General features: G+C 66.4%; 21 protein-coding genes, 1 tRNA gene and 1 riboswitch. Of the genes, 12 read left to right on the top strand and 10 right to left on the bottom strand.

Annotated features, from left to right (window positions below):
- Positions 1-6: 6 nt before the first annotated feature.
- The 4 genes from argF (at position 7) to DFR52_RS11905 (ending at position 7,001) form a co-directional block, all read left to right on the top strand.
- The gene (gene argF / locus DFR52_RS11920) at positions 7-930 is read left to right on the top strand and encodes an ornithine carbamoyltransferase (protein ID WP_110032209.1); all 924 of its coding nucleotides are present in this window, start codon (positions 7-9) and stop codon (positions 928-930) included.
- 109 nt (positions 931-1,039) lie between these two features.
- Entirely contained in the window at positions 1,040-2,032 is a 993-nt protein-coding gene (locus DFR52_RS11915) for an Hsp33 family molecular chaperone (protein WP_245415320.1), read from the top strand.
- A 104-nt stretch (positions 2,033-2,136) separates the two neighbouring features.
- Positions 2,137-3,564, top strand: a complete 1,428-nt coding sequence (locus DFR52_RS11910) for an efflux RND transporter periplasmic adaptor subunit (RefSeq protein ID WP_110032207.1) — start codon at positions 2,137-2,139, stop codon at positions 3,562-3,564.
- Positions 3,561-7,001 carry an efflux RND transporter permease subunit gene (locus DFR52_RS11905; protein WP_245415319.1) on the top strand — a complete coding sequence of 1,147 codons (3,441 nt, stop codon included), beginning with the start codon at positions 3,561-3,563 and terminating at the stop codon, positions 6,999-7,001. Before DFR52_RS11910 ends, DFR52_RS11905 begins: the two co-directional genes overlap by 4 nt.
- A 37-nt stretch (positions 7,002-7,038) precedes the next feature.
- Here the strand turns inward: DFR52_RS11905 and apaG are convergent, their stop codons facing one another.
- Positions 7,039-7,431, bottom strand: a complete 393-nt coding sequence (apaG, locus tag DFR52_RS11900) for a Co2+/Mg2+ efflux protein ApaG (protein WP_110032205.1) — start codon at positions 7,429-7,431, stop codon at positions 7,039-7,041.
- Positions 7,432-7,608: 177 nt separating this feature from the next.
- Here apaG and DFR52_RS11895 point away from each other — a divergent pair, with 177 nt between their 5' ends.
- Positions 7,609-8,220 carry a CDP-alcohol phosphatidyltransferase family protein gene (locus tag DFR52_RS11895; RefSeq protein WP_110032204.1) on the top strand — a complete coding sequence of 204 codons (612 nt, stop codon included), beginning with the start codon at positions 7,609-7,611 and terminating at the stop codon, positions 8,218-8,220.
- Positions 8,221-8,229: 9 nt separating this feature from the next.
- On the opposite strand, the gene DFR52_RS11890 is transcribed toward DFR52_RS11895, so the two are convergent.
- A complete protein-coding gene (locus DFR52_RS11890) occupies positions 8,230-9,414 on the bottom strand; it encodes an O-succinylhomoserine sulfhydrylase (RefSeq protein ID WP_110032203.1) in 1,185 nt (394 codons plus the stop codon).
- 41 nt (positions 9,415-9,455) lie between these two features.
- Positions 9,456-9,534, bottom strand: a riboswitch (SAM riboswitch).
- A 73-nt stretch (positions 9,535-9,607) separates the two neighbouring features.
- Here DFR52_RS11890 and DFR52_RS11885 point away from each other — a divergent pair.
- Positions 9,608-10,723 (top strand): 2'-deoxycytidine 5'-triphosphate deaminase, encoded by a 1,116-nt coding sequence (locus DFR52_RS11885; protein ID WP_110032202.1) that lies wholly within the window; start codon positions 9,608-9,610, stop codon positions 10,721-10,723.
- Positions 10,724-10,874: 151 nt separating this feature from the next.
- Here DFR52_RS11885 and DFR52_RS11880 read toward each other — a convergent pair whose 3' ends face one another.
- On the bottom strand, positions 10,875-11,882 hold the full coding sequence (locus tag DFR52_RS11880) for a formyltransferase family protein (protein WP_158284944.1): 1,008 nt from the start codon (positions 11,880-11,882) through the stop codon (positions 10,875-10,877).
- A gap of 216 nt (positions 11,883-12,098) precedes the next feature.
- Here DFR52_RS11880 and DFR52_RS11875 point away from each other — a divergent pair.
- A tRNA-Gly gene (locus tag DFR52_RS11875) sits at positions 12,099-12,173 on the top strand.
- 196 nt (positions 12,174-12,369) lie between these two features.
- Here the strand turns inward: DFR52_RS11875 and DFR52_RS24875 are convergent.
- Complete coding sequence (locus tag DFR52_RS24875) at positions 12,370-12,915, bottom strand: thermonuclease family protein (protein ID WP_245415318.1); 546 nt, start codon at positions 12,913-12,915, stop codon at positions 12,370-12,372.
- 225 nt (positions 12,916-13,140) lie between these two features.
- Here DFR52_RS24875 and DFR52_RS11865 point away from each other — a divergent pair, with 225 nt between their 5' ends.
- From DFR52_RS11865 to DFR52_RS11845, 5 genes are all read left to right on the top strand, one after another.
- Positions 13,141-14,043 carry a LysR family transcriptional regulator gene (locus tag DFR52_RS11865; protein WP_110032200.1) on the top strand — a complete coding sequence of 301 codons (903 nt, stop codon included), beginning with the start codon at positions 13,141-13,143 and terminating at the stop codon, positions 14,041-14,043.
- Positions 14,044-14,186: 143 nt separating this feature from the next.
- Complete coding sequence (locus DFR52_RS11860) at positions 14,187-15,338, top strand: mandelate racemase/muconate lactonizing enzyme family protein (protein WP_146215607.1); 1,152 nt, start codon at positions 14,187-14,189, stop codon at positions 15,336-15,338.
- Positions 15,339-15,378: 40 nt separating this feature from the next.
- Positions 15,379-16,353 carry a TRAP transporter substrate-binding protein gene (locus DFR52_RS11855; RefSeq protein WP_158284943.1) on the top strand — a complete coding sequence of 325 codons (975 nt, stop codon included), beginning with the start codon at positions 15,379-15,381 and terminating at the stop codon, positions 16,351-16,353.
- Positions 16,350-16,871 (top strand): TRAP transporter small permease, encoded by a 522-nt coding sequence (locus DFR52_RS11850; protein WP_110032197.1) that lies wholly within the window; start codon positions 16,350-16,352, stop codon positions 16,869-16,871. Before DFR52_RS11855 ends, DFR52_RS11850 begins: the two co-directional genes overlap by 4 nt.
- A gap of 12 nt (positions 16,872-16,883) precedes the next feature.
- Complete coding sequence (locus DFR52_RS11845) at positions 16,884-18,164, top strand: TRAP transporter large permease (RefSeq protein ID WP_110032196.1); 1,281 nt, start codon at positions 16,884-16,886, stop codon at positions 18,162-18,164.
- A gap of 87 nt (positions 18,165-18,251) precedes the next feature.
- On the opposite strand, the gene DFR52_RS11840 is transcribed toward DFR52_RS11845, so the two are convergent.
- From DFR52_RS11840 to DFR52_RS11815, 6 genes are all read right to left on the bottom strand, one after another.
- A complete protein-coding gene (locus DFR52_RS11840) occupies positions 18,252-19,322 on the bottom strand; it encodes an amidohydrolase (RefSeq protein ID WP_158284942.1) in 1,071 nt (356 codons plus the stop codon).
- A gap of 232 nt (positions 19,323-19,554) precedes the next feature.
- Entirely contained in the window at positions 19,555-20,313 is a 759-nt protein-coding gene (locus tag DFR52_RS11835) for an SDR family NAD(P)-dependent oxidoreductase (protein ID WP_110032194.1), read from the bottom strand.
- Between the two features lie 30 nt (positions 20,314-20,343).
- Complete coding sequence (locus DFR52_RS11830; RefSeq protein WP_110032193.1) at positions 20,344-21,162, bottom strand: ABC transporter permease; 819 nt, start codon at positions 21,160-21,162, stop codon at positions 20,344-20,346.
- Between the two features lie 8 nt (positions 21,163-21,170).
- Complete coding sequence (locus DFR52_RS11825; protein ID WP_110032828.1) at positions 21,171-22,022, bottom strand: ABC transporter permease; 852 nt, start codon at positions 22,020-22,022, stop codon at positions 21,171-21,173.
- Between the two features lie 16 nt (positions 22,023-22,038).
- Positions 22,039-23,199 carry an ABC transporter substrate-binding protein gene (locus DFR52_RS11820; protein ID WP_110032192.1) on the bottom strand — a complete coding sequence of 387 codons (1,161 nt, stop codon included), beginning with the start codon at positions 23,197-23,199 and terminating at the stop codon, positions 22,039-22,041.
- Complete coding sequence (locus DFR52_RS11815) at positions 23,183-24,352, bottom strand: ABC transporter ATP-binding protein (RefSeq protein WP_110032827.1); 1,170 nt, start codon at positions 24,350-24,352, stop codon at positions 23,183-23,185. Before DFR52_RS11815 ends, DFR52_RS11820 begins: the two co-directional genes overlap by 17 nt.
- Positions 24,353-24,462: the final 110 nt, after the last annotated feature.

Raw genomic sequence — 24,462 nt, 5'->3', positions numbered from 1 at the left:
CGGACAATGACCCAGACAGAAGCCGGGACGCCCCGCCATTTTCTCGATTTGTCCGCCGTTTCGGGCGGCGACCTGCGCGTGATGCTCGACGCCGCGCGCGCCGCCAAGTCGGCGACCGACCGTGATCGACCGCTGGCAGGGAAAATGCTGGCCATGATCTTCGAGAAGCCCTCGACCAGGACCCGGGTCTCCTTTGACGTCGGCATGCGCCAGCTCGGCGGCGAAACCCTGTTCCTGTCCGGCACCGAAATGCAGCTCGGCCGCGCCGAAACGATCGCCGACACCGCCAAGGTGCTGTCGCGCTATGTCGATGCCATCATGATCCGCACGCTCGATCATGACCGCATGCTGGAAATGGCCGAACACGCCACGGTCCCGGTGATCAACGCGCTCACCGACGACACCCATCCCTGCCAGATCATGGCCGACATCCTGACATTCGAGGAGCATCGCGGCCCGGTGAAGGGCAAGACCATCGCCTGGACCGGTGACGGCAACAATGTGCTGCATTCGCTGATCGAGGGCGCCGGGCAGTTCGGCTACCGGCTGAAGATCGCGGTGCCGGAAGGCTCCGAGCCGACCGCCCGCTTTGTCGACTGGGCCCGCGGACAGGGCGCGGAGATCGAACTCGGCAACGATCCGGTCAAGGCGGTCGAAGGCGCCGACTGTGTCATCACCGACACCTGGGTGTCGATGAACCAGGAACACAGGGCCCGCGGCCACAATGTTTTTGTTCCCTTTCAGGTCAATGCCGGACTGATGGGCAAGGCCAATCCGGATGCGCTGTTCATGCATTGCCTCCCCGCCCATCGCGGCGAGGAGGTCACCGACGAGGTGATGGACGGCGCCCAGTCGGTGGTCTTCGACGAGGCCGAGAACCGCCTGCACGCCCAGAAGGCGATCATGCGCTGGTGCTTCGGAGTTCTTTGAGGCCCGGCACGAGCCTGCGGGACGCCCCGCTCGGGCGCCGCATCATCCGGTTTGCCGAGTTCGGTGCCTTGCACCCGTCCGGGTGCGCCACTAGATGGATCCTATGACAATGGACACAGAACTTCGCAGCCTGGGTGACATCGATTTTGCCGGTGATGACCGGGTCGTCCCGTTCCAGGTCGGCGCCCTCGACATCCGCGGCCGCGCCGTGCAACTGGGACCGCTGCTCGACGGCATTCTCGGCCGGCATGACTATCCCGTTGCGGTGGCCCGCCTGCTGGCGGAGATGATCACGCTGACCGTGCTGCTCGGAACCTCGCTCAAATTCGAAGGCAAGCTGATCGTCCAGACCAAGGGCGATGGCCCTGTTGAACTCGTGGTCGCCGATTTCACGGCGCCCGGCGATGTGCGCGCCTATGCCCGGTTTGACGAAGAGCGACTTGCCGAGGCGGAAGCCGCCGGCCGCACCAGCCCGACCGAACTGCTCGGCACCGGCATTCTCGCCTTCACTATCGACCAGGGCGAATACATGCAGCGCTACCAGGGCATCGTCGAGATGAAGGGGGAGTCGCTGCACGAGATGGCCGAGACCTATTTCCGCCAGTCCGAGCAGATCCCCACCATCCTCAAGCTCGCCGTGGCCGAATTGCTGACCCGCGACGAGGACGGGCAGAGCCGCCACCACTGGCGCTCCGGTGGCCTGGTGGTGCAGTTCCTGCCCGACGCGCCCGAACGCATGCGCGGCGCCGACCTGCCCGGGGGCGACGCGCCCGAAGGCGCGGAGGATCACAATCCAGACGATGACGACTTCTGGTCCGAGGCCAAGGCATTGGTCGGCACGGTCAAGGCCGATGAGCTGTCCGACCCGGAGGTGGGCGCCGAGCGGCTGCTGTACCGGCTGTTCCACGAGCATGGCGTGCGCGTCTATCCGGCCCATGACGTGGCGGACAATTGCAGCTGCTCGCGCGAGAAGCTCGCCGACGTGCTGAGCGGGTTCTCCGCCGAGGAGATCACCGACAGCGTCCAGGACGGCCACATCTCGGTCGTCTGCGAGTTCTGCTCGACCACCTATCTCTTCGAGCCCGACGAGCTCAAGGCCTGACACGAGGCGCCCTATCCGTCCGGCCACCGCGGCAAGATGACAAAACTTTAATTTTGCCCCATCGCATCCATCCGCTAGGTCTTCTTGGCATACGGAGATGATGGATGCTCGACCGGACTGAAACTTCCCGGCCGCAAACCGGCGAGACTGCGGGGACCGCCCGACGGCGCGTCGGCCGGCGGCTCGGCCGTGGCGTCCTGCAGACCCTGCTGATGCTGCTGGTGCTGGCCGGCTCCTATGCCGCCATGGAGGCCATGGTCTCCTCGCGGCCGGCGCGCGCCCCCCGGATCTTCGAGCCCACCGTGTACACGGTCGAGACGGTCCCCGTCGCCCATGGCGATAATCAGCCGACGATCCATGTCTTCGGCCAGATCGATGCGGCCCGCAGCGTCGACCTGCGTGCCCTCGTCAACGGCGAAGTCATCGACATGCTTCCCGGTCTGGCGGCGGGTCGGCGGGTCTCCCGCGGCGACGTGCTGGTAAGGGTCGATCCGTTTGCCTACGAAGGCGCGCTCGTGGAGGCGGAAGCCAATCTGGCCGCCGTGAAGGCGGCGATCGCCGAAATCGACGCGCGCCTTGTCGCCGAGCGCGAACAGCTCGACGGCGCTGTCGATCAGCTGGCGCTCGCCCGCACCGACCTCGATCGCGCCGCCGCCCTGGCCGATAGCGGGACGCTGACCAGCAAGCAGCTCGAGGACCGCAAGCTGATCCTGTCGCAGCGCGAGCAGGCGGCAAGCCAGAGCCGCAACGCCATCCTGGTTGCCGAGGCGCAGCGGGCCCAGCAGCAGGCGAATGCCGACCGGCTCGAATGGAAGCTGCGCGAGGCCCGGCGCAATCTTGCCGACACGGCGCTGACCGCTCCCTTCGATGGCATCATCTCCGAGGAGATCGCGGGCCTGGGCCGCAGCCTCAGCACCAACGACGTCGTCGCATCGCTCTATGACGACACTGCCCTCGAGGCCCATTTCGGTCTGACCAACGCCCAGTACGGCCGCATGGCCACCGACGCTGATCCGCTGGTCGGTCGCTCGATCGAGATCGTCTGGACCGTCGGCGGCGCCGATTATCGCTATCAGGGCACGATCGACCGCATCGGCGCCAAGGTGACGGCGGAGCGCGGCGGCGTCGATGTCTATGCGAGGATAGAGACCGCCGACTATGCGGTGCAACTGCGCCCAGGCGCCTTCGTGGCCCTCAGTGTGCCCGACCGCGCCTGGCCCGACACCGTGCGGCTGCCCGAAACCGCGCTTCACGATTCCGACCATGTCTTCACCGTGGTGGACGGCAAGCTGGTGCGCTCCCCCGTCGAGGTCGTAGCCTTTGACGGCGAGGACGTCATCGTCAGGACCGGCCTTGCAGACGGAGCCCGGGTGCTGGTCACGCGCCTGACCGAAGCGACGGAAGGACTGTCCGTTCGCGCGCCGGGCGAGGCCAAGCCTGCCGCGAGCCCGCCGCCTGCGGCCGCCGGAGACGGTCCGCCGCGCCGCGGTTCGGGGGGCTCGCGCGCCGCCCGCAGGGGGCTCGGCGGTTGAACGTCCCGCTCGATCCCGCCGGCCCGCCCCCCGGGCGCCGGATGTCCGGCGGCGGCATACTCTCAACCTTTGTCCGCCACCCCAATGCGGCCAATCTGCTGATGGTGCTGATGCTGCTCTTCGGCGCCTTTTCGATCGCCCGCATCAACACCCAGTTCTTCCCGCCCGTCGACCGGCCGGCGGTGTCGGTCAGCGTCGCCTGGTCGGGCGCCAGCGCAGAGGACGTGGAGACCAACATCATCGCCGTGCTGGAGCCGGCCGTGCGCTACATTTCCGGCGTCGACCGGATGTCCTCCACCGCCTCCGAAGGGTCCGGCACGATCCGTCTGGAGTTCACGGAGGGCACCGATATCGGCCAGGCGATGACCGACGTCGAGACCGCGGTCAAGGGCGTCGGCAACCTGCCCGAGGATGCCGAGGAGCCCGGCATCAGCCGCGCCGAGTTCTTCGATCCCGTCGCCAGCCTGTCGCTGTCGGGCACCACGTCGGAGACCCTCAAGCGCATCTGGGCCAAGCGCATCCGCGACGATCTCATCGACCGCGGCGTTGACCAGATCAATTTCACCGGCCTGCGCGCCGCCGAAATCCGCGTGGAGGTGCCGGAAATCGAACTGCGTCGCCTCGGCACCACCATCGCCGCCGTGGCGCAGACCATCGCCGCCAACAGCCGCGACCTGCCGTCGGGCAATGTCGACGGTGCGGTGGAGCGGCAATTGCGCGCCGTCGCCGACGCCCAGGGCGCCCGACAGCTCTCGCGCATCGAGGTGCTGGCGCGGCCCACCGGCGAGAAGGTGCTGCTGGGCGACATCGCCTCGATCACCGATGGTTTCGCCGATGACGCCACGCGCGGTTTTTCCGGCGCTTCGCCGGCAATCGAGCTGGATGTGCGCCGCGCCCCGAGCGCCGACACGCTCGAGACAGCCGCCGTGCTGTCGGCCTATCTCGACGAGATCCGCCCGCAGCTGCCGCCCGGCCTTGAGCTGGCGGTCTACGACGACAGCTCCGAAGCGCTGCAGAGCCGGATCTGGCTGCTGATCAAGAACGGTCTCGGCGGCCTGCTGCTGGTGGTGGCGATCCTGTTCCTGTTTCTCGATGCCCGCATCGCCCTGTGGGTGGCGATGGGCATTCCGGTCGCCATGCTCGCCACCATCGGCGTGATGTTCGTCACCGGCCAGACCATCAACATGATTTCGCTCTTTGCCCTGATCATGATGCTCGGCATCATCGTCGATGACGCCATCGTCGTGGGCGAGCACACCAACACCCGTCTCGAGATGGGCGACGATCCGGTGGCCGCTGCCGAGAACGGCGTCAGGATGATGCTGACGCCGGTGCTGGCGGCGATGACCACGACGCTTGCCGCCTTCGCGCCGATCATGCTCATCGGCGACACGGTCGGCCAGTTGATCGGCGTGCTGCCGCTGGTGGTGATCGCGGTGCTGGTCTCGAGCCTGGTCGAGTGTTTCTTTGTCCTGCCGGGCCATTTGGCCCATTCGTTGTCGGCCCGCGCGGCGCCCGCCTGGTCCTGGTGGCGGCAGTTTCTGATCGCCCTGCTGATCGCCGTGGCGGTTGCGGGTCTGGGCTCCAGGCTGGCCGTCGATTTGACCGGCAGCGCAGCGGCGCTGTCCTCCGTTTCGGCGTGGCTGCTCGCCCTGCCGCTCGCGCAGCGGGTGGCGCTGGTGGCGGTGGCGGCGCTGACCGTCGCCAGCCTGATCGAGTTCGGACTGCTGAAGCTGGCGATCCATGGCCAGGGCCGGGCCGATCGCGGAGCCGGTCGCCGGGGCGGCGTGCCCGAAAGCCGCTTCCGCCAGGGCTTCGACCGCCGCTTCAACCGTTTCCGCGATGGTCCCTTCAACGCGCTCGTCACGCTCGCCTGGCACTGGCGCTACGTCACCATCGCCATCACCATCGGGCTGGTGATGGTCGTGGCCGTCGGTCTGGTGCGATCGGGCAAGGTGGAGTTCGTCTTCTTTCCGTCCCCCGAGGCCGAAAGCATCACCGGCACCATCAGTTTCAATGCCGGCCTGCCCGAGGCGGAGGCCTTCGTTGCCATCGCCAGCCACGAGGCGGTGCTGCTCCGGATCGATCGCGAGCTCAGCGGCACGGGCAGCAGCGCCATCAGGTCGGTGTTCACCACCTACAGGGGGTCGAGCCGCAGCGGCGGCGCCCAGGCGCGGATCAAGGTGCAGCTCACCACCTCCGAGCAGCGCGACGTGCGCACCCCCGATCTGGTCACCGCCTGGAGTGACGCGGTGCCCAGCCTGGCCGGCGTCTCGCGTTTCGCGATCTCCCAGGTCCGCGGCGGTCCTCCCGGCCGCGACATCGAGGTGAGGCTGCAGGGGGATCGGTCCGCCGCGCTGAAGGCCGCCTCCGCCGACGTCATCGCCGCGCTCTCCGGCATCGACGGCGTTTCCGGACTTGACGACGACCTGCCCTGGGGCAAGCCGGAGCTCGTCATGCAGCTCACGCCGCAGGGCGCGGCCTTCGGCTTCACCGTCGACGAGGTGGGCCGCCAGATCCGCAATGCCTTCGACGGCGTCATTCCATTCCGCTTTCCGCGCAACGATGACGAGGTGACGGTGCGGCTGTCCCAGACCCAGTCGGCTGCCGGTACCGCGGCGCTGAGAAGCCTCGACCTGCGGAGTCCCGGCGGCCAGTTCGTTCCCCTGACCGAGGTGGTCGATCTCACCGAGCGGCAGGGCTTTGCCACCATCCAGCGCCGCGACGGCAAGTCGACGGCCTCGGTGACGGGCGACCTCGATTCGGCGGTGATCACCACCGATCAGGTGATCTCCCGGCTTGAGGCCAGCGGTGCGCTCGATCTCATCGCCGCCAGACACGGTGTGAGCTACAGCTTCGGCGGCCGCGCCGAGGAGCAGGAGAAGGCCTTCTCCGACCTGCAACTCGGCACGGTGATCGCGCTGAGCGTCATCTACATCGTGCTGGCCTGGGTGTTTGCGAGCTACTGGCGCCCGGTTGCGGTGATGCTGATCATCCCGCTCGGCGTCGTCGGCGCCATCTTCGGCCACTGGCTGCTCGGCTACCAGCTCACCATCCTCTCCTTCATCGGCCTGCTGGGGCTGGCGGGCATCGTGGTCAACGATTCCATCATTCTGGTCGACCGGCTCGAGGAGCGCCGCGCCGAGGGCGACGATCTGGCCACCGCCGCCATCGGCGCCAGCCGGGACCGATTCCGCGCCGTGCTCCTGACCTCGCTGACCACCATCGGCGGCCTGCTGCCGCTCGTCTACGAAACCGACCTGCAGGCGCAGTTCCTGCTGCCGATGGCGATCACCATCGTCTTCGGGCTCGCCTTCACCACCGTCTTCGTGCTGTTCCTGATCCCGGCGCTGATCGGTGTCGGCGACGACATTGTCAGGGGCTTCGCGCTGCTCTACGGCCGCGGCCGCGCAAGGCCCGCGCGGGAACCGGTCTGATCGTCATTGCTTCGGGGCAGGGCGGCTGTGCCGCTGCTCAGTTGAGCGTTCGCGGCACGCCCGGACGGTCGAGCGAGAAGGCCGGTATGTCGACGTCGAACATCTCGCCTTCCTCGGACTGCATCTGGTAGCTGCCGACCATCACCCCCGAGGGCGTATCCAGCGGGCAGCCCGAGGAATATTCATAGGTGTCGCCCGGTCCGAGCACCGGCTGCTCGCCGACGACGCCGGGGCCGCGGACCTCGTCGATGAAGCCGTTCTCGTCGGTGATGCGCCAGTGCCGAGAGCGCAGCTGCACGACGATGTCGGAATGATTGGCGATCACCACGCGGTAGCCCCAGACATAGCGGCTGTCGTCGGGATCGGACTGATCCTCGAGATAGAACGGTTCCACCGTGACTTCGATGTTGCGGGTCAACGCTCGGTACATTCGGCACTCCTTGTCCGCACTCATTCTATAGGTGCGAGCCCGCGTCAAGCAACACGCCGCAATTGCCGCTGGTTCCGGGGCTCTTCGGGAACGGGAATGTGAACCAGGCTGCGACGATGCGGGGTGACCCCGGCGGGGATTGCCGGTAACAATGCGGGTTCAACGGGAGACGCAGCCATGCTGGATGGGGCCGTGCGCCAACGACTGGAGCCGATCCTCGACCGGACCGGCCGCAGGCTGGCGAAACTGGGGGTGACGGCCAATGCCGTGACCGTCGTGAGCTGCTTTGTCGGGCTTGGAGCGGCTGCGCTGATTGCCAACGGCTGGCTGATGGTGGGGCTCTTGGTGATGGTGCTGAGCCGCATCGGCGATGGGCTCGATGGCGCCGTGGCGCGCGCCAGCCGCGGCACCGACTTCGGCGGCTTTCTCGACATCGTGCTCGACTTCGTCTTCTACGGCGCCATCCCCTTTGCTTTCATCCTCCATGATCCTGGGGCCAATGCGATCGCCGGCGCGGCGCTGATCTTCGCCTTCTACATCAACGGCGCGAGCTTCCTCGCCTATGCGGTGGTGGCGGAGAAACGCCGGCTGTCGACCCGGGCCCGCGGCGTCAAGTCGATCTACTTCACCACCGGCCTGGCCGAGGCGACCGAGACGCTCGCGGTCTTCATCCTGGCCTGCCTCTGGCCGGCGGGCTTTCCGATCGTCGCGTGGGTGTTCGCCGCGGTGTGTCTCTACACCGCGGTGTCGCGCATCATGCTGGCGCGGGCGACCTTTGCCGCCGGCTGATCCGACGGGTCAGAGGCCGGCGAGCGCCCGGTCGAAATCCTCGAGCAGATCGTCGATGTCCTCGAGCCCGACCGACAGCCGCAAGAGGCCGGGGCCGATGCCGAGCTCGTCGCGCGCCTCGTCGCTGAGGTTCTTGTGCGTCGTCGTCGCCGGATGGGTGATCAGGCTCTTGGCATCGCCGAGATTGTTGGAGATGCGCACCACTTCGAGCGCGTTCTGCATGGCGAACGCCGCCGCCTTGCCGCCCTTGAGCTCCAGCGCCACCATGGTCGAGCCGCCGGTCATCTGCTTGGCACAGATGTCGGCCTGCGGATGGTCGGCCCGGCCCGGATAGATCGTGCGGGCCACCGCCTTGTGCTCGGCCAGGAAATCGGCGAGCCGGCCGGCGCTTTCGGTCTGCTGGCGCACCCTGATGGGCAGGGTTTCCAGTCCCTTGAGCAGGGTCCAGGCGTTGAACGGCGACATCGACGGTCCGGTGTGGCGGAAATAGTTGTGCAGGTGCTCGTCGATCCAGTCCTGGTCCGAGAGGATGACGCCGCCCAGGCACCGGCCCTGGCCGTCGATGTGCTTGGTCGCCGAATAGGCCACCACATGCGCTCCCAGCTCCAGCGGCTTCTGCAGGAGCGGCGTGGCGAACACGTTGTCGACCACCAGCCTGGCGCCGATCTGGTTGGCGAGCCTGGCCACGCCGGCGATGTCGATGACCTCCAGCGTTGGGTTGGTCGGGCTCTCGAGGAACATCACCTTGGTGTTGGGGCGGATGGCCCGTTCCCAGTTGGCAAGCTCGCGGCCGTCGATCAGCGTGGTCTCGATGCCGTATTGCGGCATCAGCGTTTCCACCACCCAGCGGCAGGAGCCGAACAGCGCGCGGGCCGCCACCACATGGTCGCCGGCGCGCAGCTGGCACAGCAGTGCCGCCGAGATCGCGGCCATGCCCGAGGCGGTGGCGCGCGCGTCGTCGGCGCCTTCCATCAGGCACATGCGTTTCTCGAACATGTCGTTGGTCGGGTTCGCATAGCGCGAATAGATGAATCCGGGTTCCTCGCCCTTGAAGCGGGCTTCGGCCGCCTCGGCGCTCTGGTAGACAAAGCCCTGGGTCAGGAAAATGGCTTCGGAGGTCTCGCCGTACTGGGAGCGGTTGATCCCGCCATGCACCAGCTCCGTGGCGGTTCGAAAACGTCTGGGTGTGCTCATGTCGCTCATTCCACAAAAAAACCGGCCGCAATGTCGCAAGCCGGTTTCCACACCCGACCTTTTTAGCGACTTATTTAACGTGGCTGCAAGCCGGTCGGCCAAATCACCACGGGATAAATCAACTTTAGGCGCTGGCGAAGCTTGCGTCAATCGCCTTGCATTGCCATGGAAGGGCAGCGATTGCGGAGATGGCATGGCACAGACGGCTGGAATATTGGCGGACCGCGCAATTCGGGCGCTGCTTGACGGCGGCAGGCTCATGACGCCGCGTCCGCTCGACCCCGACCAGATCCAGCCGGCGAGCCTCGATCTGCGCCTCGGCGTCAAGGCCTGGCGGGTCCGCGCCAGCTTCCTGCCCGGCCCCGGCAACACGGTGGAAAGCAAGCTCGGCCGCCTGGCGCTGCATGAGATCGATCTCAGCGACGGCGCCGTTCTCGAGACCGGCTGCGTCTACATCGTGCCGCTCCTCGAAAGCCTGGCGCTGCCGGCCGGCATTGCGGCCTCGGCCAATCCGAAGAGTTCCACCGGCAGGCTCGACATCTTCACCCGGGTGATGACCGATTACGGCCAGGAGTTCGACAAGATTGCCCCCGGCTACACCGGGCCGCTCTATCTCGAAGTCAGCCCGCGCACCTTTCCAATCATTGCGCGCACCGGTTCGCGCCTGTCGCAGATCCGCTTCCGCCAGGGTCACGCGCTGCTCGACGAGAGCGAACTGTCGGAGCTGCACCGCACCCAGACGCTGGTGGCCTCCGACACGCCCAATGTCAGCGGCGGCGGCATCGCGCTGTCGATCGACCTCAAGGGCGCGGGCGACAACGCGCTGGTCGGCTATCGCGGCAAGCACCACACGGCCGTCGTCGATGTCGACAAGCGCGCCATGCACGAGGTCCACGATTTCTGGGAGCCGCTCTACAACCGCGGCTCGGCCGACCTGATCCTCGATCCCGACGAGTTCTACATTCTGGTGTCACGGGAATCTGTGCATGTGCCGCCGGATTTCGCAGCCGAGATGACCCCTTTCGATCCGCTGGTGGGCGAATTCCGCGTCCACTATGCCGGCTTCTTCGACCCCGGCTTCGGCCATTCCGCATCGGGCGGCGCCGGAAGCCGCGCGGTGCTGGAAGTGCGCAGCCACGAAGTGCCGTTCATTCTCGAACACGGCCAGATCGTCGGTCGTCTCGTCTACGAGCACATGCTCGAGCGTCCCGAAACACTCTACGGCTCGGGCCTGGGCTCCAACTACCAGGCCCAGGGGCTGAAGCTGTCCAAGCATTTTCGCGCGCCCTCCGAGATCCTGCGGCTCTGAACGAGTGCGAAGGGCGCGAAGCGCCATGCGCAAACGCGCCGTGACGATGCTTGGAGCATTTCCAGACGAAGTGAATTTAACTTCGTCGTAGGACAATGCGACAAATCAAAAACTTAGAGCGCGTCTGCGATTCAATGAAAAGCAGAAGCGCTCAGCCGGAAGCCGGCCCGTCGCCGGCGGCGCGCGCCGCACGCGCCAGCACCCGGCGCATTCTCAGGCTCTCGCCGATCCGGGCGACGATCTCCGCGATCTTGTGGCGACGCCGCATCGCGATCCTGGCGTCGGTCACGTCGGCTTCGATCGTCAGCCAGCCGATGCGCGGCGTCCGTCCCGTCGCCGGGCCGATGCGGCGCAAGGCTTCGGCGATCCGGTAGGAGCCGCGGCGGGCTGCATCCGCCGGCGCCGGCAGCCAGAGCAGCGTGCCCGGCGGAATCGTCCGGCTCAGATGCTGGCAGAGGGCCAGGCTCTTGTCGGCGGTGATCGAGAACTCCCCGGCGGCGACCCTGCGGTAATGGCCCGAGCCCGGCTGCTGCGGCACCGCCTGGCGATCGCCCCGCAGATAGGCCGCCGTCTCGCCGCGCATCATCCGGCGCACCGCCAGCACCGACAGGGCATTCCATTCCGGGATTTCGCCGACGCGCAGCGGCAGCGGCTGCTGCGCGACGATGGCGCCCTCGTCGATCCCGGGGCTGAGCACATGCAGGGTGAGCCCGCCATGAACCTCGCCGCAGCCGTCGTGCAGCATGGACTGCAGCGGCTGCGGTCCCTTGAAGTGCGGCAGCAGCGCCGGATGGCAGTTGATCGCCCGGCCGTCGAAGAGCGCCAGCATCGCCTCCGGCACGATGGAGTGGGTCATGACGGTCATCAGCACGTCGGCGCCGGTGGCGCGCACCTCGCGCTCGAGGTCGGGCATCCGCGACAGCCGTCCGATCTGCCGGATCGGAATTCCGTGCCGGCGGGCGATTGACGAGAGGGTGGGAAGTCCGGTCACGGCCGCCCCGATGCGCTCGAGAAGATTTGGCCTGAGCCGCCGGTGGTCGGAGGTCCAGATCGCGGCGATCCGGTTGCCCTGGGCCAGCCATTCCTCCGCGATCGCCGCGCCGAGCAGGCTTCGTTCGGCAACCATGAGGAGGGAGCGGGGCGGCGGACTATTTGTCATCACCTTTTCTAGATAGTCCCTGCGGCGGCAGCAAGCAGGAACGGCAGCCGCCATGCCCGGCACGCCACCGGCGCGGCGCCCTGACCGGAGCCGGCGCGGGACCTGACCGGCACCGGCATCGCCGACTCTTTCGCACTGCCCGATCGCCGCCGGCGGAACGGCCTTGACATGCGGCCGGGAAAAAGGTGATTCATGGCGTGCCGGCTGTCGCCGCGCGCGGGTGTAGTTCAGTGGTAGAACGCAAGCTTCCCATGCTTGATGTCGTCGGTTCGAACCCGATCACCCGCTCCAGTCTTTTCGATCGCAGCCGTTTTCGCCTCGGACGCTGACACGCTGGCTCAAAGTGCACCAGGGAAACGCGTTTGCCATACGGCGACAGCTGTGCCGGGCCCTCCGGGTCAGCCAGACCCGGCTCCGCCGCCTTTCTGGCGTTACCGTTTGATTGCCCATCCCGCGACGACCCAAGCACTGTTATGGCCCCACCCGATCATCGGCCACACCAGCGGTTGCCCGTGTTGGGCCAGGCCTGGGACAGTCCTTCCGATTCGAGCACGTCGCCGACATCGCGGCCGTCGGCAAGCCTGATCTCGACCAGCGTCCGCCCATAGCGGTCGGTGCCGTTGCGTTCGAACAGGTAGCCGGCCGTCATCAAGACCCTGAGCCTGTCCCTTGCCTGGATGCCGATCGTCAATTCGGATTGGCATTCCGGGGAGGAGATCTCCGGGGTGTCGGTTCCGGCGAGCCGCCACTTCTCGCCATTCAGCCATCCCGTGTCGCCATCGACGATGCAGGTGATCCGCTGTCCGCTTCCGCAGATCGGCAGCGGCCCGTGGATGAGTCCGGCGATCGTCGGTTCGAGTGTGTCAGAGGGGTCGACTGCTGTCGCAGCCCGTGAATTGAACAGCCCCGCCGCGTCGGCGACGAACGGCGCGGCGAAGGCCGCCGCCATCAGGAAGGCTGTCAGCAGCGGAACGGCAAATCCGCGCCGGGATTTGGGGGTGGACCAAAGTCGTCTGTTTTTGCGGCCGCGCATGGGGCGTAGTACCGCGCGGGGGTTGCCAAACAGTTAAGCGGTTCGCGTCAATGGGGTGCGGCGGTCTGGTCGATTGACCCGCGGTGCTCGAGAGGTGCCGGCCCCCGGCAGGCGCGGAACCGCCTCGGCGCGGCGTCCGGAAGCGACTGTCCGGCACATCAGCACCGTTTGGACTTCCTGCGGGAATCTGGTTAGCACTGGTGGCACCATTGGATAACCGATCAGATGCGTGTCACATTCGCCCAGCTCGAAGCCTTCGTCTGCGTTGCCCGCCTTGGCACGGTGCATGAGGCCTCGCGGCACCTGAATCTCGCCCAGCCCACCATCTCGCTGCGGCTGCGCGACCTGGAAAGGGCCGTGGGCACGGCGTTGTTCGACCGCAACGGCCGCGGACTGCAGCTGTCGCAGGACGGCTCGGCGATGCTCGAGCATGCCAGCCGCATCATCGCCGAAATGGGCAAGCTCAAGGGCTGGGCGGGCAGCGGCAAGGTCAGCGGACTGGTGCGGCTGGGCGTATCGGAAACCTTCGCCTTCATCGGCCTCGCCGCCCTGCTGCGGCTTGTCGCGGTGACCTATCCCGACCTCCGGGTCGAGCTCGGGATCGGACCCAGTCCGCAGCTGATCGAGGACATCCACCAGCACCGGCTGGACCTCGCCATCGTCATCAATCCCGTCGAGGATCCGCGGCTCCGGATCATGCCGCTCGGGATCCAGCCGTCCACCTGGGCGGCGGCGCCGGCGCTCGGCCTGCCGCAGACCGTCCGGCCGGCGGATCTGCTGCACCAGACCGTGCTGATCAATCCCAGCCCCTCTCCCAATTACCGCCAGACCATGGCCTGGTTCGGATCGTCGGGGCTGGAGCCGATGCAGGTGTCGGTCTGCAACACCGTGCCGAGCGTCATCGCCCATCTGGTCGAGGCCGGAATCGGCATCGGCATCCTGCCGACCAAGCTGATCGAGCCGCAGCTGGCGAGCGGCCGGCTGGTGGCGCTGAACGCCCGTCCTGCCATCGAGAAGGCGCATCTCTGCGCCGTCTGCCATGCGGTCGACCGCGAAGCCACCGTGGATGCCATGCTGGAGGCGACGCGCCAGATCCTGCGCGAATTCGACATGCTCGAGCCGGTCTGACCGGTTGCACGACGGTGATCGGACCGCACGGAATCGATCCGGCGTATCATTTGAATTTCCTATCGATGGCCAATGTGTAATCCAATTTGTCCACGGATATGCAATGAATTAACGTCCCGCCCAGTTGAGGGAGAGGACCTGTCTTGCCAGACGCCGCCGATCGAATTGTGCGCATCGAAGGATTTGAACTCGGCTGCGACATGCCCGAGACCGCGGGAAACGCGCTGCGCTCCTTTTCCCGCCGTGAAACCCTTTTCGTGCGCGTGACCACGGCCGGCGGCATCAGCGGATGGGGCGAGACCTGGGCCTTTCCGGCTCCGGCCGCGGCCTTCATCCGCACGGTTCTCGCCCGGGTCGTGCTCGGCGCCTCCATCGACAATCCGCGTCGGCTCCACGCGGACATGCTCAGGCTCGTCGTGCCGGAGCGGCGCGGACTGGCGCTGATGGCCGTGAGCGCCATCGACATGGCCGTGTGGGATGCCCTCGGGCGCGCCGGCAACCGTCCGATCCACGCGCTTCTGGGCGGCGCGCTGCGCGACGCGCTGCCCGCCTATGCCAGCGGCCCGCTGCTGCCGGTGGGAGGGGACCGTTATCGCGACTTCCGTTCCGCGGTCGAAAGCTATGTCGACAGCGGCTTCAGGGCGGTCAAGATCCGGATCGGCGTGGGGCTGGCCCGGGACGAGGCGGCCATCCGCGCCGCCCGCGAGATCCTGGGCGCGGACAGGATGCTGATGGCCGATCTCAACGAGGCTTCCACGGTGCGGTCCACCCTGGCGCTGCTCGACAATGTCCGCGACGTCGGTCTCGGCTGGATCGAGGAGCCGGTCCGCCATGACGACCTGCCGGCCTGGCGCGACCTGGCCGCAAGGGTGTCAGTGCCGCTGGCGGGCGGCGAATCGTTCTGCGGCGCCCAGGCGTTTCGTGATGCGATCGGCGAGCGCACCCTCGACATCGTGCAGCCCGACATAGCGCTGTGCGGCGGTTTCACCGAGGTGCAGCGCGTCTGCGGCCTGGCCGACGCCTTCGGCATTCCCGTCATCCCCCATGTCTGGGGCGGCGGGGTGAATTTCCTGGCGTCCATCCAGCTGGCGGCCACCCTGACGGAGCCGGCCGGCGCGCCGGCCCTGCCGATGCTCGAATACGACATGAGCCACAACCCCCTCAGGGCGGCCCTGTACGATCCCCTGCCCGACGCGGCAGGGATGGTGGCGATTCCCGACGGCCCGGGCCTGGGCATCGAGATCGACGCCGAGCGCCTTGCCGGATATGTGTCCGGGCACTGGGTGCTGGAATGACTGGACTGACGAAAGACTGATTCCAAAGGGAGGACGACCCATGAACAGACGGATCTTGATGACTGCAGGAATGATCCTGGCGATGCTGCCGCTGACGGCCAGCGCCCAGGAGATGACGCTCAATCTCGGACTGGTCGGCGGCACCAATGCCCCGGAAGTCATCGCGATGGGGCAGTTCGCCGACGAGGTGAAGGAGAAGACGTCCGGACGCATCGAGGTCCGGGTGCAGCCCGGCGGCGCGCTCGGCGGCGACCGCGAGGTGATCGAGGGTCTGCTCCTGGGCACGATCGACATGACGACATCGTCAAGCTCGGTGGTGGCGAATTTCGATCCCGGCCTCAAGGTCCTCGACATTCCGTTCCTGTTTCGCGATTTCGACCATGCCGACGCCGTGCTCAACGGACCGATCGGTGACAAGATGCTGGCCGATCTGCCCAGCCACGGCCTTGTCGGCCTGGCCTTCGGCGGCATGGGCTTTCGGCAGCTGACCAACAGCGTGCGCCCGGTCAAGAGCGTGGAAGACGTCAAGGGCCTCAAGATCCGCACGCAGCAGAACGACATGCACATCAAGGTCTGGAGCGCGCTCGGCGTGCTGCCGACTCCGATGGCCATTCCCGAGGTCTACACCGCCCTGCAGCAGGGTGTGGTCGATGGACAGGAAAATCCGGTCGGCGCCATCGTCAACAACCGCTTCGGCGAGGTGCAGAAATATCTCAGCATGACCAACCACGCGTTCACGCCGCTGGTGGTGCTGATCGCGCCTGCCACCTGGGGCCAGCTCTCCGAGGCCGACAAGGCGGTCTTCACCGAGGCGGCGAAGAACGCGATGACGCGCAACCGGCAGGAGGCGGAAGCCTCCATCGACAGCGGTCTGAAGACGCTGGAAGGCCAGGGTGTGACGGTCATCAAGGACGTCGACACGGCCAGCTTCCGGGCCGGGCTGGATCCGCTGTTCGCCGATTTCGCCGCCGAATTCGGCGCCGACCAGCTGGCTGCGATCCGCGACACCAAATGAGCGGAGCTCCCAGGACCCTGCGCTCGACCGCCCTGGCGGTCGAGCGTGCCGTCACCCGCGCCGCGGTCGCGCTAGGCTGCCTGGCGCTGGTGCTGGCGATTTCCGTCGGCGCCTGGCAGGTGATCGCACGCTTCGTATTGTTCCGCTCGGCGTCCTGGTCCGAACCGCTGATCCAGGCTTCGCTGATCTGGATGACCTATCTGGCGCTCTCAGGCGCCATGCGCAGCGGCACGCTGATCTCGGTCGACGTGCTTCTCAAGGCCAGCCGGGGACGGGCCAGGATCGTCCTGCGCCTCGCCGGGCTGGTCGCCATCTTCGCGCTGCTGGCGGTGCTGCTGTGGTTCGGTACCATCCTCTGCTGGCGCATCAGATTCCAGAATATCGCCGGGCTCAACATCTCGGCGGCCTGGGTCTATGCGGCGCTGCCGGTGGGCTCGATCCTGTCAATGCTGGCGCTGGCTGCGCATGCGGCGGACCCACCGCCGGACGCTTCCGATCCGCTGGCGACGAACGTCTGAAGGCGGGCCGAGATGCTTCCCACTATGATCGTCCTGATGATGGCGCTGATGCTGCTGGCGGTGCCGGTGGCCGTGGCCATCGGGCTCGCCGGACTCATCGGCGCCGTCAGCTTCACCAATCTGCCGCTGATCGTCGTGCCGCAGCAGGCCTTCATCGCGCTCGACAAGTTTCCGCTGGCGGCGATCCCGTTCTTCATCCTGGCCGGCAACATCATGGCGGCGGGCGGGATCTCGTCGCGCCTTGTCGATCTGGTCGACAGCCTGATGCGCGATGTCCGCGGCGGCTTGCCGATGTCCTGCGTCATCGTCTGCATGATCTTCGCGGCCGTCTCGGGATCGAGCGTCGCCACCACCTTCGCCATCGGTGCCATCCTGATTCCGGCGATGGTCCGGCAGGGCTATCCGGTCGGCTTCGCCGCCGCCCTGCAGGCCACCGCGGCGGAACTCGGCGTGCTGATTCCGCCGTCGATCCCGATGATCCTGTTCGGGGTCGCGGCCGCAGCGCCGGTGGGCGACCTGTTCATCGCCGGCCTGGGCCCTGGTCTGTTGATAGCTCTCGCCTTGCTGATCTACATCGCCGTCTGGACCCGCGTGACCGGACATACGGTCTCGGACACGCTGCCGCGCAAGCCGGTGCTGCGAAGCTTTTCGCGCGCGGCTCTGGCGCTGATGATGCCGGTCATCATCCTGGGTGGCATCTATGGCGGCATCTTCACGCCGACGGAGGCGTCCGTCGTCGCGGTCATCTATGCCCTGGTCGTCAGTCTCTTCGTCTATCGTGAACTGTCCTTCGCCGGGCTAGGCCGGGTGATCTGGCGTTCGACGCTGTCCTCGGCGGTCATCATGTTCATCATCTCGATGGCGGGCCTGTTCTCCTTCGTGCTGACCCGAGCCGGCATTCCCGCCCAGATCGGCGCCTGGATCGTGGAGACCTTCCACGGTCCGGTGAGCTTCCTGCTCGCCGTCAATGTCTTCCTGTTCATTGTCGGCATGTTCGTCGAGACCTCGGCATCCATCGTCGTGCTGGCGCCGATTCTCGCCCCCGTCGCGGTGCAGTTCGGCATCTCCCCGGTGCATTTCGGGCTGATCATGATCACCAACCTGGCGCTCGGCATGATCACGCCGCCCTTCGGGGTCAATCTGTTTGCCGCCTGCGCGGTGGCCAATATCGGCCTGGAACGGATGATCCGCCACCTGCTGCCGCTGGTCGCCGTCATTCTCCTCTGTCTCGGGCTGGTCACCTACGTGCCCTGGATCACGGCGTTTCCGCTGCAGCTGATCGGCGGCCAGTAGACGCGGCGCAGCGGCTACCGCGACAGCGCGATCCTGATCAGTTCGGCGAACATGGCGATGCCGCTCTCCAGGATCTCGTCGGGGAAATCATAGTCCGGATTGTGCAGGTCGGGCCTGGCCAAGGCCGGCACCCAGTCCGAACATTGCGCCTTCGTGGCGGCTGGTGAACTCGCCGAAATCCTCGCCCCAGCGGAATGGGCGCTCCATGTGGTTGAACTCAAGCCCCAGGCCCGCGGCGGCCTGCCGGATCATCTCGAAGGAATCCCGGCCGTTGGCGGTTGCCGCGAATTCCTCCCGGGTCTCGAAGACGGCGTCCAGCCCGTATTGCCCTGCCGTCGTCCTGGCAAAGGCGGTGAGGTCCGCCCACATCGCCTCGACGGTCGGACCGTCGGGCGCGCGCAGCGTGACATGCACCTCGCCCCGTGCCGGGCAGATGCCCGATGCCTGAACCCCCATCTGCGAGAACACGGGAACACAAAGCGCATAGCTGTCCGGACGGTTGTGGTAGGCCTGGATGTCGCGCGCCTTCAGCATCAGCTCCGCCAGGGCGAAGGAAGGGCTGGCGCCGGTCTCGGGTTGTGCGCTGTGGGCTTCCCGTCCGGTCAGGCGGATGGCCGCATATTTCACCTGGGAGGAAAAAGCGCCCGCACGGCAGATCACCTGCCCCTCCGGAAAACCCGGAAGGTTGTGCAGGGCAAAGACATGGTCGGGCCGGATCCGGGCGAAGCTCTCATGGCTGCAGCATTCCCGCGCTCCGCTGCCGGTTTCCTCGTCGGGCTGAAACATGAGCACGACGCGACCGGTGGCGGGACGCTCGGCAAGGGTCTGCGCAAGGCCCGCCAGGATCGTCATGTGCCCGTCATGGCCGCATTTGTGACTGATGCCGTCGGACAGGGACCGGTGGGGAAGGTCGTCATTGGCCTCCTGAATGGGAAGGGCGTCGAGTTCGCACCGGATCATCACCGTCCGGCCCGGCGCGACGCCGTCATAGACGGCGGCAAAGCCGGCGCCGGCCAGACCGAGAATGCGGTCGGGCCTGGCGTGCTCCTGCAGGAACCGGCGCAGGTGGTCCGCGGTCGCGGTTTCGTGCCGGGAGATTTCGGGATGGGCGTGCAGCCAGTGCCGCAATCCCACCAGCCTTGCAAGATCGATCCTCACAACATCCCCTTTCTCGCGCCGTCCGGCGCGGGTTGCGATCGGAGACATCCGGTACGGCCGGACGCTCCTCCAGCCGCCGCCTGGCCTGGGCCGGACCACTGTTGGAATCTCCGGGTCTGTCAGAAGGGCGGTGCTGCCCGGGGATAGCGCAATTGCCGCTTCCCTGCAAAGCCCGCGCATTCATCCGGCTGGCCTTTGTCCCGTCGCCGGCGGCCGCGCGCGGTGTTCCGGTCTAGAGGCACTCGCCGCCATCGATGACCAGCGCGTGGCCGGTCATGAAGGACGAGCGGTCGGACGCGAGATAGACGATCCCGTCGGCGATTTCCTCCACGCTGCCCCACCGGCCAAGCGGGATACCGTCGCGGACATAACTCTCGAGCCCGGTCCGTCCGCCCATCTGCGCCTCGAAGCCCGCATTGAAGCGGGTATCGACGAAGCCCGGGCACAGCGCATTGAAGCGGATGTTGAACCGCGCATGGTCGGCTGCCATCTGCCGCGTCATGGCGATGACCGCGTGCTTGGTGGTCGCGTAGGCGATCATGCCGCGGTCGTATTGCACGCCGGAATTGGACGACGTGATGATGATCGATCCACTCGCCTTGAGCCGCATGTGCGGCACCGCCGCGCGGGCGGCGACGAAGTGCGAGCGGACATTGAGCGCCCAGGATGCATCCATGTCCGCGGCGTCGACTTCCTCGAGCGATCCCGGAATCTGGATGCCGGCATGGGAATGCAGGATATCGAGGCGACCGTGCCGCTCGACGCAGTGATCGATCGCCGACGTCACGCCGCTGTCGGAAAGCACGTCGAGCGCCGACGCCTCGGCGCGCCCGCCGGCGGCGCGGATCTCGGCCGCGACGCGGGCTGCCGCCTCGCCGTCGAGATCGGTGACGACGACAAGAGCGCCTTCGCGGCCAAGCGCGAGCGCGCCGGCCCGGCCGATCCCGGAGCCGGCTCCGGTCAGGAAGGCGATACGTCCTTCAAGCATCATGTCGGTGGTTCCAGTGCGGGGAATAAGGGCTCATGACCTTGGGGTGCGGCCGCGTTGCAGGATCAGTTGCGCCACGATCAGCAGCGACAGCGAGACGATCAGCACCATCGAGCCGATGGCGTTGATTTCCGGAGTGACGCCGCGGCGGATCGACGAGAAGACGTAGATCGGCAGCGTCGTTTCGGAGCCGGCGACGAAGAAGGCGATGATGAAATCGTCGAAGCTGAACGTGAAGCTCAGAAGCACGCCGGCCAGGATGCCGGGGAAGATCATCGGCAGCGTGATCTGCCGGAAGGTGCCGAACGGCGTGGCATAGAGGTCCGATGACGCCTCCGTCAGGCTCCGGTCCATCCCGGCGATGCGCGCCCGGACGATGATGATGACCAGCGCCATCGAAAACAGCGTGTGCGCGGCGATCAGCGAGCCGTATCCCATCGACATCTGCGGCGGGACCTGGCCCTCTGGCCAGATCGCTGCCAGCAGCGGGTTGAGCCAGCCGAACACGGTCACCAGCGCGATCAGCGTGGCGATGCCGATGACGATGCCCGGCACCATGACCGCGATGTAGATGAGCGCGTCGAAGAACAGCCGCATCCGCCCACGCATCGATTGCAGCGCCAGCGCCGCCATCGTGCCGAAGATGCCGGCAATGCCGGCCGAGATCACAGCTACGGTGAAGCTGGTGCTAAGCGCGTCCATGACGAAGGGGTTTGACAGCGCCTTTCCATACCACTGCAGCGAGAAGCCCTCGAACTGGCTGGCGCTGCGCCCGGCGCTGAAACTGAACAGCAGGATGATGCCGATCGGGATGTAGAGGAACAGGTAGACGGCCATGGCATAGAGTCGCATGTTTCCCCCTACATCAACGAGACGTCGTCACGGGCGTCGCTGAAGCGACGCACGAACCGCATGTACAGGCTGACGGTGAGCAGCATGATCGCCACCAGCGCCACCGCGACCGCGGAACCGTAGGCCCAGTTGCGGGACTGAAGGAACAGGTCCACCAGCGCATTGCCGACAAAGAACACCTTTCCTCCTCCCAGCATCGCCGGGATCAGGAATTCGCCCATCAGCAGGATGAACACCAGCATGCAGCCTGTGGCCACCCCGGGAATGGACAGCGGCAGAGTGACCTGCATGAAGCTGCGCCATGGCGGCGAGCCGAGATCGGCGGACGCCTCGAGCAGGCGCTTGTCGAGGCGCTCGAGGCTGACATAGATCGGGAACACCATCAGCGGCAGATATCCGTAGATGATCCCGGTCAGCACGGCGAAGGGTGTGTTGATAAGTCGGACATTCTCCAGCCCGACCATGGCCAGCAGCGACGGGATCCCGCGGCCGCCGAGAATGAAGATCCAGGCGTAGCTGCGGATCAGGATGCTGGTCCAGAACGGCACGATGACCAGGATCAGCAGCATCATCCGCCACTTCGGATTGGCGCGGACGGCAAGGAAATAAGCCAGCGGATAGGCAATCAGCAGCGCCAGCATTGTGCCGACGGGCGCCAGCGTCAGCGTGTTCTTGAACGCGGTCCAGCGGGCGGGAAGGTTGAGATACTGCTCGAGCGTGAAGGCAGGGACATAGCCGCCGGCCGGCCCCCGCTCTCCGAAGCTGAAGACCAGCACGACCACAAGCGGCAGCACCAGCATGAACAGGAACCAGGCTCCCGCCGGTGCCAGCAACAGCCAGTTTCGCGCCTGTGGTCGCATGGTCTTCACGCCTCCGTCAGGCCGACTTGAACCGGGCCATCAGTTCGGCGCGGTTGGGGTCGGTGAGCGTCGCGGCGGCGCCGAACTCCAGCGAACTCAGCAGGTCGGCTGCCGGATAGAGGATCGGGTCGTTGAGCAGCTCGGGCGGCAGCATCGCGTTGACGCGCGAATCGGCGACCGGATAGCCGTGTGCCAGCGCTTCCTTCTTGTTGATGTCCGGCGTCATCAGGAAGTCGATCAGCGCATAGGCTGCATCAAGGTGCGGAGCGCCTTTCGGAATGGCATAGAAATCGCTCCAGATCTCGCCGCCTTCGCGGCCGATGACGAACTCGATTTCGGGGAGGTCGGTGTGCAGCTGCTTGCCGTCTCCGGTCCAGCACATCGACATCCAGGCGTCCTCGTTGCGCATCGATGGCTGATAGTCCGAATTGATCGCGAAGAGATGCGGCTTGGCGTCGATGAGCAGTTTCTCGGCGTCAGCAAGTTCCTTCGGGTCGATCGAGTTGAAGGAATAGCCGAAATACTTGAGCGCATTGCCGATGGTGGTCAGCTGGTAGTCGTGAACCATGGTGCGGCCCGAGAATCCGTCCATCGTCATGTTCCAGAACTGCTTCCAGGTCTCGACCTTGACACCGCCGGTGTGCTTTGAGTTCACGCAGAAGCCGGTCGTGCCCCAGTTCTTGGAAAGGGCGTAGAGCTTGCCGTCCACCGTGCCGGGGGCGGCAAACCGCGCCTCGAAGGCCGCCGGGTCGTAGTTGGGCACGCGGGCGGTGTCGATCGGCACGATCAGGTCCGCGTCGACATAGGTGGTGATGGTGTAGTTGGTGGGCACGAACACGTCCCAGCCGCTGCCGCCGGCCTGGAGCTTGGCCAGCATTTCCTCGTTAGAGCCGAAGACATTGACCTGCACGGCCGCGCCCGTGGCCGCGGTGAAGGCCTCGAAATTCGCCGGATCGTGATAGTTCGGCCAGGTGGCGAGAACGACGCGATCGCCTATGTCGCCTGCGGCGAAGGCGCGCCGCGGCATCAGGCCCGGCATGGTCGCACCCAGCACGGCAGCCGCCGCGCCGAGGCCCGTCACGCCGAGAAAGTGGCGGCGCGTGACCGAGCCCTTCTCGAGGCGCCGAAGCTCCTGCATGAACTTTTCGCGAGATATGAAGTCACTTTTCCTCGACATGCTCATTCCCCTTTTTTGGTGGTTCACTGGTTGCATCGTTCTCAAGGACGATGGCCGCCTCCCGCGGCCAGCTCGCCCAGGCCTCTTCGCCGGCTTCGAATGCGCCCGACATTGCGTCCGCCTGGCGCGACACATGGACGAGAAACTCGCCCATGCCTCCGCTCTCGACCAGGTATTCGGTGTGCTCGCCCAGGAAGATGCGGTTACGGATCCGCACCTTGATCCGCGTGGCCCCGGCCGCGGCTTCGCCCGGTTCGGATTGCGAAAGCAGGCACTGCTCCGGCCTGATGCTCACGGCGACCGTCTGGCCTTCGGCGAAATCGCCGACGGTTCGCCCCGACAGCAGCATGCCTGATCTGGTCTCCACGCTGCCGATCCCCGCCGAGCGGCCGCTCAGGCGGCCCTCGAAGAAATTCGACTTGCCGACGAAATCGGCGACATATCGGCTCGCCGGCTCATCATAAAGCGATCGCGGCGAGCCGATCTGCACAATCCTGCCGCCGCGCATCAGGCAGATGCGGTCGCTCATCGACAGGGCTTCTTCCTGATCGTGCGTCACCAGCACGAAGGTGATGCCGAGCTGGCGCTGCAGGGTCTGCAGCTCGATCTGCATTTCCCGGCGCAGCTTGCGGTCGAGCGCCGCCATCGGCTCGTCGAGCAGCAGCAGCTTGGGTTCGTTGACCAGCGCCCTGGCCAGCGCCACCCGCTGCTGCTGGCCGCCCGACATTTCCCAGATCCGGCGCTTGCCGTAGCCCGGCAGCCGGACGGTCTCGAGCGTGCGTTCCACCTTTGTCGCGATTTCGGACGCCCCGGGCCTGGGTCTGCGCTGCCTGAGCCCGTAGGCGATGTTGTCGAACACGTTGAGATGCGGAAACAGGGCATAGTGCTGGAACACCATGTTCACCGGCCGGCGGTGCGGCGGCATGTCGTTGACCCGGTCGCCGTCGATCAGCACGTCGCCCCGGCTGGGAGTTTCGAATCCGGCCAGCATTCTCAGGGCGGTGGTCTTGCCGCAGCCGGACGGGCCCAGGAAGGAGAGGAACTCGCCCTTGAAGATGGCGAGATCGATATGGTCGGCCGCCACGACCTCGCCGAACAGCTTGGTCGCGCCGCGGAATTCGGCGATGCTGCCGGGGATCGGGGCATACCCCATGGAATTGAGCTGCCCTGGATTCTGCTTGGTTTGGCGCATATTGTCTAACTCCTGGCAAACAGTAGGAAACCAGAGAGTTGATGTATATATCACGTTTAGCATACACGGCC

The sequence above is a fragment of the Hoeflea marina genome (assembly GCF_003182275.1).
GTDB lineage: Bacteria > Pseudomonadota > Alphaproteobacteria > Rhizobiales > Rhizobiaceae > Hoeflea > Hoeflea marina.
The sequence above is the reverse complement of the archived record's forward strand: the minus strand, read 5'-3'. Positions and strand labels throughout refer to the sequence as shown.